This is a genomic window from Ottowia sp. VDI28 (assembly GCF_049532675.1).
In the GTDB taxonomy this organism is placed as follows: domain Bacteria; phylum Pseudomonadota; class Gammaproteobacteria; order Burkholderiales; family Burkholderiaceae_C; genus Ottowia.
Window position 1 is genome coordinate 4485387 of record NZ_CP149820.1, and the last position, 13919, is coordinate 4499305.

Annotated in this window: 16 protein-coding genes and 1 pseudogene; all 17 read left to right on the forward strand. The window is 64.8% G+C overall.

Going from position 1 to position 13919, the window contains the following annotated elements:
* The first annotated feature begins 43 nt into the window (after window positions 1–43).
* Window positions 44–685 (forward strand): hypothetical protein, encoded by a 642-nt coding sequence (locus WJU18_RS21370; RefSeq protein ID WP_423455490.1) that lies wholly within the window; start codon window positions 44–46, stop codon window positions 683–685.
* Window positions 655–1296 carry an HrpE/YscL family type III secretion apparatus protein gene (locus WJU18_RS21375; protein WP_423455491.1) on the forward strand — a complete coding sequence of 214 codons (642 nt, stop codon included), beginning with the start codon at window positions 655–657 and terminating at the stop codon, window positions 1294–1296. The genes WJU18_RS21370 and WJU18_RS21375 overlap by 31 nt, the downstream gene beginning before the upstream one ends.
* Complete coding sequence (sctN, locus tag WJU18_RS21380; protein WP_423455493.1) at window positions 1293–2696, forward strand: type III secretion system ATPase SctN; 1404 nt, start codon at window positions 1293–1295, stop codon at window positions 2694–2696. The genes WJU18_RS21375 and sctN overlap by 4 nt, the downstream gene beginning before the upstream one ends.
* 10 nt (window positions 2697–2706) lie before the next feature.
* Window positions 2707–3216, forward strand: coding sequence for a type III secretion system stalk subunit SctO (sctO, locus tag WJU18_RS21385; protein ID WP_423455494.1), 510 nt, complete (start codon window positions 2707–2709; stop codon window positions 3214–3216).
* The gene (locus WJU18_RS21390) at window positions 3213–3872 is read left to right on the forward strand and encodes a hypothetical protein (protein WP_423455496.1); all 660 of its coding nucleotides are present in this window, start codon (window positions 3213–3215) and stop codon (window positions 3870–3872) included. Before sctO ends, WJU18_RS21390 begins: the two co-directional genes overlap by 4 nt.
* Window positions 3873–3879: 7 nt before the next feature.
* Window positions 3880–4983: a type III secretion system cytoplasmic ring protein SctQ gene (sctQ, locus tag WJU18_RS21395; RefSeq protein WP_423455498.1), complete on the forward strand. Its 1104-nt coding sequence runs from the start codon at window positions 3880–3882 to the stop codon at window positions 4981–4983.
* Window positions 4984–5022: 39 nt separating this feature from the next.
* Window positions 5023–5673, forward strand: coding sequence for a type III secretion system export apparatus subunit SctR (gene sctR, locus WJU18_RS21400; protein WP_423455500.1), 651 nt, complete (start codon window positions 5023–5025; stop codon window positions 5671–5673).
* Window positions 5674–5689: 16 nt separating this feature from the next.
* Window positions 5690–5959 (forward strand): type III secretion system export apparatus subunit SctS, encoded by a 270-nt coding sequence (gene sctS, locus WJU18_RS21405; RefSeq protein WP_423455502.1) that lies wholly within the window; start codon window positions 5690–5692, stop codon window positions 5957–5959.
* Window positions 5960–5978: 19 nt separating this feature from the next.
* Window positions 5979–6734 (forward strand): annotated as a pseudogene (gene sctT / locus WJU18_RS21410) (type III secretion system export apparatus subunit SctT); the annotation flags it as partial.
* A gap of 58 nt (window positions 6735–6792) precedes the next feature.
* On the forward strand, window positions 6793–7851 hold the full coding sequence (gene sctU, locus WJU18_RS21415; protein WP_423455504.1) for a type III secretion system export apparatus subunit SctU: 1059 nt from the start codon (window positions 6793–6795) through the stop codon (window positions 7849–7851).
* Between the two features lie 14 nt (window positions 7852–7865).
* Window positions 7866–8237, forward strand: a complete 372-nt coding sequence (locus tag WJU18_RS21420; RefSeq protein WP_423455506.1) for a CesT family type III secretion system chaperone — start codon at window positions 7866–7868, stop codon at window positions 8235–8237.
* Window positions 8230–9462: a secretin N-terminal domain-containing protein gene (locus WJU18_RS21425; RefSeq protein WP_423455508.1), complete on the forward strand. Its 1233-nt coding sequence runs from the start codon at window positions 8230–8232 to the stop codon at window positions 9460–9462. The genes WJU18_RS21420 and WJU18_RS21425 overlap by 8 nt, the downstream gene beginning before the upstream one ends.
* Window positions 9363–10199, forward strand: a complete 837-nt coding sequence (locus WJU18_RS21430; protein ID WP_423455509.1) for a hypothetical protein — start codon at window positions 9363–9365, stop codon at window positions 10197–10199. Before WJU18_RS21425 ends, WJU18_RS21430 begins: the two co-directional genes overlap by 100 nt.
* 20 nt (window positions 10200–10219) lie before the next feature.
* On the forward strand, window positions 10220–11236 hold the full coding sequence (locus WJU18_RS21435; protein WP_423455511.1) for an ABC transporter substrate-binding protein: 1017 nt from the start codon (window positions 10220–10222) through the stop codon (window positions 11234–11236).
* A 52-nt stretch (window positions 11237–11288) separates the two neighbouring features.
* Entirely contained in the window at window positions 11289–11990 is a 702-nt protein-coding gene (locus WJU18_RS21440) for a hypothetical protein (RefSeq protein WP_423455513.1), read from the forward strand.
* A complete protein-coding gene (locus tag WJU18_RS21445; protein ID WP_423455515.1) occupies window positions 11990–13180 on the forward strand; it encodes a hypothetical protein in 1191 nt (396 codons plus the stop codon). Before WJU18_RS21440 ends, WJU18_RS21445 begins: the two co-directional genes overlap by 1 nt.
* Complete coding sequence (locus tag WJU18_RS21450; protein WP_423455516.1) at window positions 13170–13919, forward strand: hypothetical protein; 750 nt, start codon at window positions 13170–13172, stop codon at window positions 13917–13919. The genes WJU18_RS21445 and WJU18_RS21450 overlap by 11 nt, the downstream gene beginning before the upstream one ends.

Genomic DNA, 13919 nt, shown 5'->3' on the forward strand with positions numbered 1-13919 from the left:
CCCGCTCGCCCTATCCAGTTGGCCCGGTCTCGGCGGCCCGCTGGTGCCGCGCCTGCTTGAATTCAATCTGCTGCCCAGCCGCACCCTGCATCCTGCGCGGATGGCTCAGCTCGCGCCGCCCGCCGGGCTTGCCGAAGCCGCGCCGAGCGTGCTGGAGGCCCTGCACCGCCGCTGGTCGGCGCGCCTGCTTGATCGCCTGGGCACCGAAGCAGCGCCCGTACTGAATCTGGCTGAACCGGCGCTGCCGCTCGCGCTGGCAGCGCCCGCTTTGCTGCAGCGCCTGGCGCGGGATCTAGGCATGATGCTGCTGGGAAAAGCCCTGCGCCGCCTCATCGAACGAGAAGAAGTGCTTTCGGCGCGCGCGGGGCTGGGCGAAGACGCCATGGCGTGGGTGCTCGATGGTGCCATGCAGTTGCATCCTGGCATGGCCGATGCCCATCGCTGGCTGCAAGCCGGCTGGGCCGAGGCATCCGATCAACTGGGCTCAGGCCTCCTGGCTCAGGCTTGGCACGACGCGCCCGCCCCGCTGCGCCAGCGTGCCGACTGGAAGCTGCCGCCCGCCAGCGAGGATACAGAACCACGAACAGCCTCGGGGCTTGCGGCGCCACAAGCGCGCGCCCTCAGCCTGCAACGCTTGAAACAGATGGAACCCGCATGGTTTTTCAGCTTCCCCGGGACCCACTGAAGCCTGGCCGCACGCTGCAAGCGCGTGTGACCTCCGGCACACGTGTGCTGAGGGCAGCCGAGGTAAGCGTCTGGGCAGACGCCGAGGCCATGCTGGCAGCGGCACGGGCGCAAGCCGATGCCATCGTGGCCGGCGCCAAGGACGCCTTCGAACAGGAACGCCAGCGCGGCTACGCCGAAGGGCTGGCCGAGGCCCGCATGGAGCAGGCTGAAAAAATGATCGATACCGTGAGCCGCACGGTCGACTATTTCGCCAAGGTCGAATCCGACATGGTGGCCCTGGTCATGGCCTCGGTGCGCAAGATCATGGGCGATTTCGATGACGAGCAGCGCGTGGTGATCGCCGTGAAGAGCGCGCTCTCGGTGGTGCGCAACCAAAAGCAGATGACGCTGCGCGTGCACCCCCAGCAGGTCGAGCCGGTACGCTCGCACGTCAATGAGCTGCTGGCGGCTTACCCTGGCGTGGGCTACCTGGACATCGTGCCCGATGGGCGCCTCACGCCGGAAGCCTGCATCCTGGAGAGCGAAATCGGCATGGTCGAGGCCAGCATCGAAGGCCAGATCGCCGCCTTGCAAGGAGCGTTCCAGAAAGTGCTGGGCAGCCGCATATGACGACCCCAGCGCCTGCGCCAGACGCCATTGCCCTCGCGCCTGCCGCACGCACGCACCGGCAGTTCGACTACATCACCGAGATGATGGACCTGGCGCTGCAAGACACCCCCATGCTGCGCATCAAGGGCCGGGTCACGCAGGTGGTGGGCACCATCATCAGGGCTGTAGTGCCGACGGTGAAAGTGGGCGAAGTCTGTCTGCTGCGCAATCCAGGCGAGGATTTCGAGATGAAGGCCGAGGTGGTGGGCTTTGCGCGCGATGCGGCGCTGCTGACACCGATCGGTGACATGTACGGCATTTCCTCGGCCACCGAAGTCATCCCCACCGGCCGGGCACACATGGTGCCGGTAGGCTTCGGCCTGCTCGGGCGCGTGCTGGACGGCCTGGGCCGGCCGCTCGATGCCGCCGAACACGGGCCTCTGGAAGCCACCAAGTACTACCCCGTGTTCGCCGAAGCGCCTGACCCGCTCACGCGCCGGATCATCAACCAGCCGCTGGAGCTCGGAGTGCGTGCACTCGACTCGGTCCTCACCTGCGGCGAAGGCCAGCGCATGGGCATCTTCGCCGCGGCCGGCGGCGGCAAATCCACATTGATGGGCATGCTGGTGAAGGGCGCGGCGGTGGATGTCACGGTGGTGGCCTTGATCGGCGAGCGCGGACGCGAAGTACGCGAATTCCTGGAGCACGAGCTGGGCCCTGAAGGACGTCGCCGTGCCGTCATCGTCTGCGCCACCAGCGACAAGTCGTCCATGGAACGCTCGAAAGCCGCCTATGTGGCCACCGCGATCGCCGAATTTTTCCGTGATCAGGGCAAGAAGGTCCTGTTCCTGATGGATTCGGTCACGCGCTTCGCCCGCGCCCAGCGCGAGATCGGCCTGGCCGCCGGCGAACCGCCGACACGGCGCGGCTATCCGCCAAGCGTCTTTGCCACCCTGCCCAAGCTCATGGAACGTTCGGGCATGAACGACAAGGGTTCAATCACCGCGCTCTACACCGTGCTGGTGGAAGGCGACGACATGACCGAACCGATCGCGGACGAAACACGCTCGATCCTCGACGGCCACATCGTGCTTTCGCGCCGGCTGTCCGCTGCCAATCACTATCCCGCCATCGATGTGCTGGCCTCGGCTTCGCGCGTGATGAACGCCGTCGTCACGCCAGGACACAAGTGGCTGGCGGGCCGCTTGCGCGAGCTGCTGGCCAAGTATGAGGAAGTCGAGCTGCTGGTGAAGATCGGCGAATACAAGCGTGGCGGTGATGCGCGCACCGACGAAGCCATCGACAAGATCGAAGCCATTCGTTCTTTCCTGAAGCAGCGGACCATGGAGCAGTCTTCCCTGACCGACACGCTGGAGCAGTTGGCCGCGCTGCTGGGCCCGGTACCGAAGGGGCTGGCATGAAAGGCCTTTCATGAACGTGCTCCACGATCTGCTGCGCATCAAGGACTTCCGGGAAAACCAGGCTGAATTGCGCGTGCACCGCCAATACGGCCTGACGCAGCAGGCCCACGAGAAACATGAAGCCGAGCAGACCCGGCTGGCGCAGATGCTGCGCGAGGGCATGGAGACCGAGCATCGCCTGTACGGCGAACTCTGCGAACGCGTCGTGCGACTGCATGACATCGAGGCCGTGCAGCACACGGTGGCCAGCTTGCGGCAGCGTGAAGCTCTTCAGCGGGATGCGGTGGCCACCGCGTTCGCGGGCGCGCAGGAGGCAGATCAGGCTCTGGCGGAGGCACGGTCCTCGCACCAGGAAGCTCACCGGCAGAAAACCAAGTTCGTCGATCTGTCGCGAGACTTCGACATCGCTCTTGCGCGCGAAGCCGAGCGGCGGGAAGACCTGGAAATGGAAGAAGCAGCCAGTGTGCAACACGACCGGGAAGACTGGAACGCACATGATCCGGGCGAGCCACAGAAATGACCAACGATCGCCCCGTCAACCTTGATTTCGGCACCCCCGGGCCATCGGGCTTCGAGGCGCCGCCCTCCGGCAGTTTTGAAGCGCGGCCCGGGAATGGCGACTCCGCCCGGCCTGGCGCAGGCCGGCAGGACCAGCAGTTGCAGAAGGACACCTCCAAACTGCGGGAACTGCTCAAGACGGACGAACTCTCTCCCCTCCAGTCGCGACGTGAACCCGCGCCGCAAGATGATCAGCCGGACGGGCGCCATGCCGCACTGAACCCGTTCGACCTGTTTGGCAGCGCTTCCTCGGTATCGCAAGAACCCGAAGTTGCCGTGCAGGCGCCGGAGATATCCGGCCTGGAAGACAACTTGGCGCGGATGGCCCGCAGCTTGATGGTCGAAGAAAGCCCTCGCGGCGGCGAGGCCGTGCGCATGGAATTGACGGCCGAGAACCTGCCGGGTGTGGTGCTTGAAGTATTCAGGGACCAAGGCGCCATCGTCGCTCAATTCGTCTGCGCCAACGAGCACTCGCGCACCCAACTGGCCCGTGCCGCGTCTTGGCTGGGCGAATCGCTTTCCCATCGTTTAAGCCACGACACCCTCGTGCGCGTGTTGACGGACGATCCGGAAGACCCCAGCCCCGTGGAAGCTCGGAATCAAGGGGATCGAAATTGAAAGCTGCATGGAAAGAGGAAGGAGAACTAACGCAGACCATGGCCAGGCCCCTACAGCCCCCCGCTACAGCCGCAACGAAGCCAAGGCCCGCACCACCATTGCCCAGCGCGCTCACGCCATGCCATTGCACCTTGGCGATGCAGTCTGGCATGCGGACCTGCAGCCGCTTGTTGCCTCGGAGCCACCACACGCAGACGACTGGATGATCAGCCTGGAATGGGCTGGCGCGCCCTTCCAATTGCAGTTGCCTAAAGCCACCGCAGACCAGTTGGTCGCACCGCTGCTGCCCGGGGCATCGCTGCCGAAGCTGCCCCCTGAACTCGCCCTCGCCGTGCTGGAAGCGTCACTGAGCGATGCCCTCGGCGCCCTGCGATCGCTGGGGCACGGAGCGCCGCAACTGCGCGAGATGCGGCAGGATGCCGAGGTGCCCGCCAGCAGCCCGCACACGCTTGCCTTGCACTTGCACTCGCACGGCCACGACACCCCGGCAGCCGCTGCCGCCACACTGCATACCGATTCGCTGGGCCTTCTGCTGCTGGCCGGTCTGGTGGGCAAGCGCGCGCCGGCGCCTCCTGTGCTCGACGGGCCACTGCCGATCAGATTGCCCGCCGAAATAGGCTTCACCCTGCTTTCCGCCGAACTGCTCGCCACGTTGTCGCACGGTGACGTGGTGTTGATGGACCGCTGCCACATCAGTGCTCAGCGCGTCCTGTGGCTCAGCGCCGATGGCACGGCTGGCTTGCAGGCGCAGCTGCCTCCGTCCGCATTCGAGCAGGAAGACGAGCCCGCCGAAGCCCCCACCCTGACCGTGATCCAAGCCTGGAACTCCGACATGCCCGCCACCGAAACTCCACCTGAGACCTCCGCTACATCCATCGACGACGTGCCGATCCGGCTCTCGTTCGACCTGGGCGACATCACGCTGACCGTGGCCGAAGCGCGCGCGCTGCAGCCGGGCCAAGCCATCGCCCTCGCACGCCCGCTCGCGGGTCCCGTGCGCATCCGCGCCAATGGCGCCCAGATCGGCGAAGGTGATCTGGTCGACATCGACGGGCAGCTCGGCATCAGCATTCGCACCCTTTTTCAAGCCAATGGCCAAAGTGCCGATTGAGCGGATGGAACGTATTCAGCGGATTGAGTGTGAAGCTGTATGAATCCTAACTTCGATCCCATCACGCTAGCCTTGGTGCTGGCGCTGATGGCCCTCCTGCCCACCGTGGTGGTGGTCACCACTTCATTCCTGAAGATCACAGTGGTCATGGCGCTTCTGCGCAATGCCCTGGGTGTGCAGCAGGTGCCGCCCAACCTGGCGCTTCATGGCATGGCGCTGATTCTCACGGCCTACATCATGGCCCCCGTGGGCGCGCACATGGTCGACCGCCTGTCCGCCAATCCGCAGGCCATGAGCAATGTGCCGTCACTCGTCGCCAGCGTGCGCGAAGGCGCCGAGCCGCTGCGCGAATTCATGCTGCGCAACAGCAAGCCCGAGCAACGCGACTTCTTCGTGCGCACGGCCCAGCGGTTGTGGGGCCCCGAGTTGTCGGCGGGCATGACCGAACGCGACTTCATGGTGCTCATGCCCGCGTTCATGGTGTCCGAGCTCACAGCGGCTTTCCAGGTGGGTTTTCTGCTTTATCTGCCCTTCGTGGTGATCGATCTGATCGTCTCGAACATTCTGCTGGCCATGGGGATGATGATGGTCTCGCCCGTCACGATCTCGCTGCCGCTCAAGCTCTTTCTCTTCGTGATGCTCGACGGCTGGTCGCGTCTCATCCAGAGTTTGATTCTTTCCTACGTATAAACCCCGGCAAGCCGCCATGCAAACCGTCGACGTCGTCTCCTACTTCACCCAGGCGCTCTACCTCACCCTGTGGCTTTCATTGCCGCCCATCGTGGTAGGCGCGCTGGTGGGTACGCTGTTCTCGCTGTTCCAGGCCCTCACGCAGATCCAGGAGCAAACGCTCTCTTTCGGCGTGAAGCTGATCGCGGTCACTGTGACTATCCTGCTGACCGCGCGCTGGATGGGGGGCGAGCTGTTCAATTTCGGCGCACAGATCTTCGACGCCATGGCCACGGTGGGCCACTAAGGGAACAGCCGTGACCACGATGGATGTACCGCTGACCTACGAGGACGCCAGGACGTACATCCTGGCGCTCTCGCTGACGCAGCCGCGCATTCTCGCGATGTTCATCGTGATTCCGCTCTTCAACACTCAGATCGTGCCGGGTCTGGTGCGCTTTGCCATCGGCGCCGCGCTGGGCCTGATGGCCATGCCGGTGGTGGCCGGGCAGATGGCGGCACTGCAGTCTCCCTCTCCTGCCTTCTGGATGCTGGTGATCGTCAAAGAGGCGTTCGTCGGGTTCGTGCTGGGGTTCATCGTTGCCGTGCCGTTCTGGATCTTCGAAGCGGTGGGCTTTCTGATCGACAACCAGCGCGGCGCCAGCATCTCGGCCACGCTGAATCCGCTGACGGGCAACGATTCATCCCCCATGGGCATTCTGTTCAACCAAGCCTTTATTGTTTTCTTCCTGGTTTCAGGTGGCTTCATGCTGATGCTGGGCATGCTCTACGACAGTTTCCAGCTCTGGAGCGTCACGGGTTGGATGCCTGCGTTCCGCGCCGAGTCAGCTCCTGTGCTGCTCGATCAACTCAACCGCCTGGTTCGCATGTCCATGCTCCTGGCCGCGCCCGCCATCGTCGCCATGTTCCTGGCCGAATTGGGCCTGGCACTGGTGAGCCGCTTCGCACCACAGCTGCAGGTGTTCTTCGTGGCCATGCCGGTCAAGAGCGGGCTGGCCGTGCTGATCTTGGTGCTCTATGCCGCCACCTTGTTCGAGTACGGGTCTGAACTGGTGGAATCCGTCGGCGGAATCATGCCTTTCCTGCGCGAGCAGTGGGCAGGCAACGTGATGGGGGGCGATGAGCGAGAAAACCGAACAACCCACCGCCAAACGCCTGCGCGACTCACGCAAGAAGGGCGAGGTAGCCTACAGCAAGGACTTCACCCAGACGGTTCTGATCATGGCGATCTTTGGCTATCTGCTGACCGCCGCGGTCTTCATGATGGAAGACCTGATGGAGATGATCCTGCTGCCCACCACCTTGATGGAGATGAATTTCGCCGACGCGGCGGACATTCTCATCACCAAGCTGGTGACCGAAGCGGCGTGGTTCATTCTGCCGTTCCTGGGCATCATCCTGGTGCTGGGTATCTTTACTGACGCGCTGCAGGTAGGCTTGGTGCTGGCCTTCGAAAAGCTCAAGCCCTCCGGCAAGAAGCTGAACGCGATCACCAATCTGAAGAATATCTTCTCCAAGAAGAATCTCGTCGAGTTCCTGAAATCGACCGTCAAGATCTGCTTCCTGTCCGGCCTGCTGTGGCTGGTGCTGCGCGATGCCTTTCCGATCATGACCAGCATCCCGGCCGCTGGACTGGCGGGCATGGGGCAGGTGGTCGGCTCGCTGGTCAAGACCATGTTGATCTGCATCGGCCTGGCCTATACAGCCATCGCCCTGGCCGACTTCGCGTGGCAACGCTACAGCCACCGCAAGGGCTTGATGATGACCAAGAGCGAAGTCAAGCAAGAGTACAAGCAGATGGAAGGCGATCCGCTAATCAAGCACAAGCGCAGGCACCTGCACCAGGAAATGCTGCAGGAAGGGGCGGTGCAGAACGCGCGCAAGGCCACGGTGCTGGTGACCAACCCTACGCATCTGGCGGTGGCCTTGCACTACGAGGAAGGCGAAACGCCATTGCCCGTGGTGCTGGCCATGGGCGAAGGCGCACTGGCCGCACGCATGCGGCATGCCGCGCGCGAAGCCGGCGTGCCCGTGATGCAGAACGTTCCGCTGGCACGCGCGCTCACCGAGAAATCCATCGCGGGCCAGTACATCCCTTCCGATCTGGTCGAACCTGTGGCGGAGTTGCTGCTCCTTCTGCGACAGCTCATGGCCGAAGGCACGCCGCCACAGGACTGAACCTGGAAACACGCATGATTCTTGAACAATACGCCGCCACGCTGGGCCAGGACACGCCCTTCACCGGCACCCGCCTGTCGATGACGGTGGATGACCGCTACCGCCTGCAACTGCTGGAACGCCCGGACGGCCGCGTTCTGATGCGCACCCGGCTGCGCAACTTGCCCGAGGCCGGCCCGGCACGCGATGACGTGCTGCGCCATTGCGCCCGGCTGGTCTGCGGCCGCATGCTGAGCGCGCCGGTGGCCTGCGCGGTGGATGCGCACGAAAGCAGCCTGTGGCTGCAGCAGCTGTCCGATGCCGGCTCCGCGCAGGTGCTTGATGAGCACGTAGGTGCCTTCGTGAATGAGCTGGCCTTCTGGGCCAGCGCCGTACAGAATGACTGAAGGGACCGTGCGCTCGATGAGCTGTTTCCGATTTTCCTCCTCCAGGCATCGCCTGATTTTGCTGGCAACGGCCCTCGCCGCCGCGCTCACCGTCACCGCGGCGCCGTGCGCCCATGCCAGCCCGCCGCCCTGGACCGATGCGCCCTACAACTACTATGCCGACAAATCCATGCCATTGGCCACCGTGCTGCGCGAGTTCGCCAGCTCGTTCAGCCTCACCTTGGATCTTTCGCCCCAGGTAAGCGGCAACGTCAACGGGCGCTTCCAGGCGCGCAACCCCACTGAGTTTCTAAACCAGATGGGCGGCGTTTACGGCTTTCAGTGGTTTACCCATGCAGGCACGCTCTTCGTGAGCCGCAGCAGCGAGATGAGCACGGCCAGCATCACGGCCTCCGGCGCGAGCATCGGCGCCATGCGCCAGGCACTCGGCAGCCTGGGGGTACTGGATACCCGCTTCGGCTGGGGGGAATTGCCCGAGCAAGGATTGGCTCTGGTCTCCGGGCCACCCGCCTATGTGGCACTGGTGAAGAAAACCGTGGACAGCCTGCCGCTGGTGGCCGGTGGACAGCAAGCCGCTGTGTTCAAGCTCAAGCACGCCTCGGTGGACGACCGCACCATGACCTACCGCGACCGGCAGATCACCACCATGGGCCTCGCCCAGGTGCTGCGCAATCTGGTGAGCGGCGGTTCAGCGTCCCTGCCCGGCGTGAATGCCGACACCGTCGAGCGCCTGGCAGCACCGCTGCGTGCCAGCGGCAATCCGCAGGCCGGCCCGCTCAGAGCCCTGGACACCCGTGCAGCGGCCGCACCCGCCTTGTCGGGCGGCGCGCCCGCTGCTGATGGAACCGGCAAGACCGAAGGAACCAAGACGCAGGATGCCGGCAACATGATTGCCACCAGCCGGCGTGCGCCTTCCATCCAGGCCGACTCGCGCCTCAATGCGCTGATCATCCAGGATTCACCCGACCGCCTGCCGATGTACAAGGCCCTGATCGAGCAGCTCGACGTGCCAACCCCGTTGATCGAAATCGAGGCGCTCATCATTGATGTCAACTCCACGCGCCTGGATGAACTCGGCATCGCTTGGGGCGGGCGCAAGGGGGCTTGGCCGCCGGCTTCGGCAATGTGTCCGACAGCACCAACGCCATCACCATCTCGGCCGCCGGGCGGAGCGGCGGCATCAGCACGAACACCACCGTGCTGGACGCCGGCAACTACCTGGTAAGCCGCATCCGCGCGCTCGAAGGCATCGGGGAGGCCACTATCCAATCGCGCCCCTCGATCCTGACGCTCGACAATACCGGCGCCCTGCTCGATCTCGCGGAAACGTTCTACATCAAGACCTCCGGCGAGCGGGTGGCCTCGGTCACGCCGATCACGGTCGGCACCACGCTCAAGGTCACACCACGCTTCATCGACCTGGGTGAGTTAGGCCCCACGGTGCAGCTCGACGTGGATATCGAGGACGGCCAGATCCAGGATCGCACGGTCGACAACATCCCCACCATACGGCGCACCACCGTGAGCACCCAGGCGTTGGTGGGAGAAAACCAGACGCTGTTGATCGGCGGCTACAACACGCAAGAGTTCACGCAGCAAAACGACCACGTTCCGGTGCTGGGCGCCATTCCCGTGCTGGGGGCGCTGTTCTCCCACAAGGTCAACAATATGCAGGCGCGCGAGCGGCTTTTTCTCATCAAGCCGAGGCTCGTCACCTTGCCTGATCCCGAACCCGCACTGGTACCGGGCGCGCCCGTACCACGCATCGTTATGCCGCCAGGGCGTGGCGGTCCTTCAGGGAACGCCGCATCGCCTCAGGCCGCACAGCCGCGGGATTACCCGTCCACCTTGATCAACCCGCCGGCGGCGCCTTTCCCGCTGCCCAAGCCGGCGGCATCCGCCGCGCCCGTACCGCCCAGGAGCTTTCCCGCTTCGGGCGAGTTCGACGACGCCTCCATGTGATCGCCAACATGCGCTGGAGCGTGAAAGCCAAACGCGGGTTCCTGGTGCTTCTGCTGACGGGCGGTGCACTGGTGGGCGCCGTGTTGGCGGGCAAGGCACTTACGCCTCAGAGAACCCAGACCATCGCCATCGTCTTGCCCCGCGAAGAACAGAACGTCGAAGCTGGCTTCCGCGATTACCTGGCCAAGCGCCCTCTGCCGGTCAGGTTTGTCAGCGTCCGCTATTCAGGCCACCCTTCGGATGCGCCGGCGCTCATCGAATCGGTGCGGGCCCTCCAACCCGACCTGATCTATTCGTGGGCCACGAGCACCACGCTCGCCCTGGCCGGGCAGGACCGCCCGGAGGATGCGGCCACCCATATCCGCGACATCCCCATCGTATTCACCGAAGTGACCGACCCCGTGGGTTCCGGACTGCTGCGCCAGCTCGATCCTCCGGGGCGCAATGTCACGGGTGTGGGCCACGTGGCGCCGCTGCCGATACAGCTCAAGGCCATGAGCGGCTACCGGCCATTCAAGCGGCTGGGCTACCTCACCAACCCCCACGAATCCAACACCCTCGGGATCGCCGAGGCGCTGCGCCGCGCTGCCCCCGGGATAGGGTTCGAGTTGTTGGAGGAAATCGTGCCGCTTGATGCGAACGGTGAGCCCGATGCCAGCGCGCTGCCAGGCATGATCCACCGGCTGGCCGAGAAAAAAGCGGACCTGCTGTACGTAGGCCCCAGTACGTTCCTGGCGTTCACGCACCGCGATGCGGTGACCAGCGCGGCGCTTCAGGCACGCCTGCCCACATTCTGCGCCACGGAGAGCATCGTGCGGCAGTCGCAATGCATGTTCGGCCTGTTCGCCAACGGCGCCAACGTAGGGCGCTTCGCCGCCTACAAGGCCAGCCAGATCCTGATCGACCGCATGCCGGTGGAGCGCATCGCCGCGCAGACCTTGCAGGGGTTTTCGCTGCTCATCAACATGCCGGTAGCCAAGGCGCTGGATCTGTATCCCCCTCTGGCGCTGCTGAACGTGGCCGAGGTGATCGAATGAGCACCCCCTCCCTCTCTCCCCTTCCACGGCTTGGCTGCGCCCGCGCATCACCTTGTCCGCCTGCCTTGAAATAGCAGGCCGCTGGTGGGTGATCGCCGTCTGCGGTCTTTTGCTCCTGACCGCTCTGCTGCTCAGCCTTCAGCGCACACAAGCCCAGGTGCTGCGCGAAGCACGCCTGGAAATCGCCTTGCAGGGATTGCGCGAACGGCTTGAAATCAACCTGTCGCTGGGGTTCGAGCTGGCTGACAGCGATCAAGCGCAAGCCATGCTTGAAGACCTGCTGGCCGACGACCCTGCTTTGCTGGCGGCGGAAGTGTTCGATGCCGGCGCCACCTCGCTCTTCAATACCGACCGCGGTGCGATTGGCGAACGAGTGCCACCGGGTTGGCTCTCGGCCAGTCTGACGGCGGCCGCCAGACCTGAAGGCAAGGCGCACGCCTGGTCGGTCATCAGCGAAGATGCTTTCACGCTCGGCTTGCCCATCCGGGGACCCTTTGGAGAAATCGCGGGTCAAGTCAGCATCACCTCCACGCTCCCTCCATCAACCTCCCCTTGGCCTCTGATCGTGGTCTCCGTATTCGCCCTGTTGCTCTTCACGGGGGCGAGTCTGCTGCTGGCGGTCTGGCTGCTGCGGGGCTTGGCCAGGCAGCAGGATGACGCCGGCATGGATCTGGCCATGGCGCGCCTGGGGGCAGCCGAAATGCGCATGGCACATGCGCTGGCGAACCTGAAACGCCACGGGGACAACGCCTGATGCCCACAGCCGCCACGCTGGCCCGCCGATTCGCCTTCACAGGCTTGCTGCTTTTGCTGGCGGTGGGCTGCCTCGTGAGCTGGCTGGCGGTATCGCAACTGCGTGACATGGCCCGCCAGGAGGCCGAAGCGCGAGCGCGGCTTGTCGCCGAGAACATGGCCGATCAGGTTCAGCGGGCGGTGGATGTCGGCATACCCGTTGATCGCCTGGTGGGCGTCGAAGACCTATTTACCCAACGCATGCAAAGCTTTCAAGGCATTCTTCGCGTCGCCTTGCTCGACACGCAAGGCCGGGTGCTTCATGAGCGAAGAGCGCCCGCGCGGGACGCACTGGCTCCGGTGATGGTTCCGATCGCACGCGCCGGGGAGACCGTGGCTTCGCTGGAGCTGCACTGGCGCCAGCCAGCCATCGCCGCCCTGCTGCTTTCCTGGGGCCTGCCGCTGGCCGCACTGATCGCGCTCGTGGCGGGTCTGGCAGGGGAAGCCTTGCGCTATGCCTTGACCGGGCTGGTACTGCGCCGCGAGCGGATCGTGCTCGCCAGTTGCCAGCGCATCGCGGCTGGGGATCTGGCCACCCGTCCGCCCCGCCTCGGCCGCCGCGATTTCGATGCGCGCTTGCCTTGGCTGGCGGAACAGCTGCGCCACGTCGGCGAACAGCACATGCGCGTGGAACGCCTCGCCCAATCGCTGTGCCAGACCGAACCGGATCTCGACAAACGCCGCCAACACGCTGAAGTACTGGCGGCCGCGCTGGGCAACGACCGCTTCCCGGCGCCCGCCCCGCCCGAACTCCCCACCAGCTCGCATGCAGCGCTGCAACGATGGCGCGGGGTGTTGCTCGGACTTCTTGCCTGGGTGCCCGCGGCAGCCTTGGCCAGCCATCATCCCGTTGGGGTAGGTGCTGGCGCGTTGGCCTTGCTGGCTTTGCTGTCAGGTACCGCGTATCGCCTTCAATGGTGGCAAGGCACCGCCTCCGGCTGGTACGGCGCCGTGCTCGGCGGTTTGGTGTTCGGCCCGGCCTTGAGCCTGCTGGTTCAGATGGCCTGGGCTCCGCAGCACTTTCAAACCATGGGAAGCTTCGGCTATGCCATCCTGGCGGTGCTGAGTACGGCAGCCTTGCTGCTGCCCTGGTTTGGCAGCCAAAACATTGAACGGCTTCCACACGAAGCTGGCGAGCAGCATGCAGCTTAAGACCCGTGTCACGGCACTGCTGGTTGCCGCCGTGCTGGCGCTCTGGCTGGTGGCGGGTGCCGTGGAATGGCAGCGCGATGAAGAACTCACACGCCGCTACCACCATGTGCTGCTGCAATCGCAATCCATTGCGTGGAGCAAGCTGCAAGGCGAATCGATCGCCGAGCTGCAGGCTGCCGTGGCCGAAGTGCTGGCTCAGCCCGGTGTTCAACAGGCCTGGGCGAAGCAGGACTACCACGCCTTGGATCAACTGCTGGACCCTATCCTCGATCGACACCCTGGTTGGCGCGCCGACTGGTTTGATGCCCGGCGCACCTTGGTGCACTCCAGCTCGATCGCGCTGCACCAACAGCCCTTGATCGACTCTGGCTGGCTGACACGGGCTCTTTCTGCCGGCGATATTCAGACAGGGCTCAGCCAGTCTTCACGTGAGCACTATCACCTGGTGGCGTTGCGCCGCTTCGGCTCCGAAGCGGCGCCGGGCATGCTGGTCCTCGGGCAGGATCTGGCAGACCTTCTGCCGGAAATGACCCGGACCATCGCCGGCGAGAATTTCGTGCTCAACCTCCGCGGACGTGAAGTGGCGGGCACCACACCCAACCTCACAAATAGCGAAGGCCTGGCGTTGACCGCACGGCACGCGCGCGTGAAAGAACTCAAGGGATCGGACCAGCGCCGCTGGCTGACCGCCACTACCCCCTCGCCGGCTCCAACGACCGCCCCATCGGCGCCATCCTGA

Coding starts and splice junctions, on each gene's coding strand:
- sctQ (WP_423455498.1), top strand. CDS start 3,880: ATGGAAAGAGGAAGGAGAACTAACGCAGACCATGGCCAGGCCCCTACA.
- sctO (WP_423455494.1), top strand. CDS start 2,707: ATGAACGTGCTCCACGATCTGCTGCGCATCAAGGACTTCCGGGAAAAC.
- WJU18_RS21450 (WP_423455516.1), top strand. CDS start 13,170: ATGCAGCTTAAGACCCGTGTCACGGCACTGCTGGTTGCCGCCGTGCTG.
- WJU18_RS21390 (WP_423455496.1), top strand. CDS start 3,213: ATGACCAACGATCGCCCCGTCAACCTTGATTTCGGCACCCCCGGGCCA.
- sctU (WP_423455504.1), top strand. CDS start 6,793: ATGAGCGAGAAAACCGAACAACCCACCGCCAAACGCCTGCGCGACTCA.
- sctN (WP_423455493.1), top strand. CDS start 1,293: ATGACGACCCCAGCGCCTGCGCCAGACGCCATTGCCCTCGCGCCTGCC.
- WJU18_RS21425 (WP_423455508.1), top strand. CDS start 8,230: ATGACTGAAGGGACCGTGCGCTCGATGAGCTGTTTCCGATTTTCCTCC.
- WJU18_RS21375 (WP_423455491.1), top strand. CDS start 655: ATGGTTTTTCAGCTTCCCCGGGACCCACTGAAGCCTGGCCGCACGCTG.
- WJU18_RS21445 (WP_423455515.1), top strand. CDS start 11,990: ATGCCCACAGCCGCCACGCTGGCCCGCCGATTCGCCTTCACAGGCTTG.
- sctS (WP_423455502.1), top strand. CDS start 5,690: ATGCAAACCGTCGACGTCGTCTCCTACTTCACCCAGGCGCTCTACCTC.
- WJU18_RS21420 (WP_423455506.1), top strand. CDS start 7,866: ATGATTCTTGAACAATACGCCGCCACGCTGGGCCAGGACACGCCCTTC.
- sctR (WP_423455500.1), top strand. CDS start 5,023: ATGAATCCTAACTTCGATCCCATCACGCTAGCCTTGGTGCTGGCGCTG.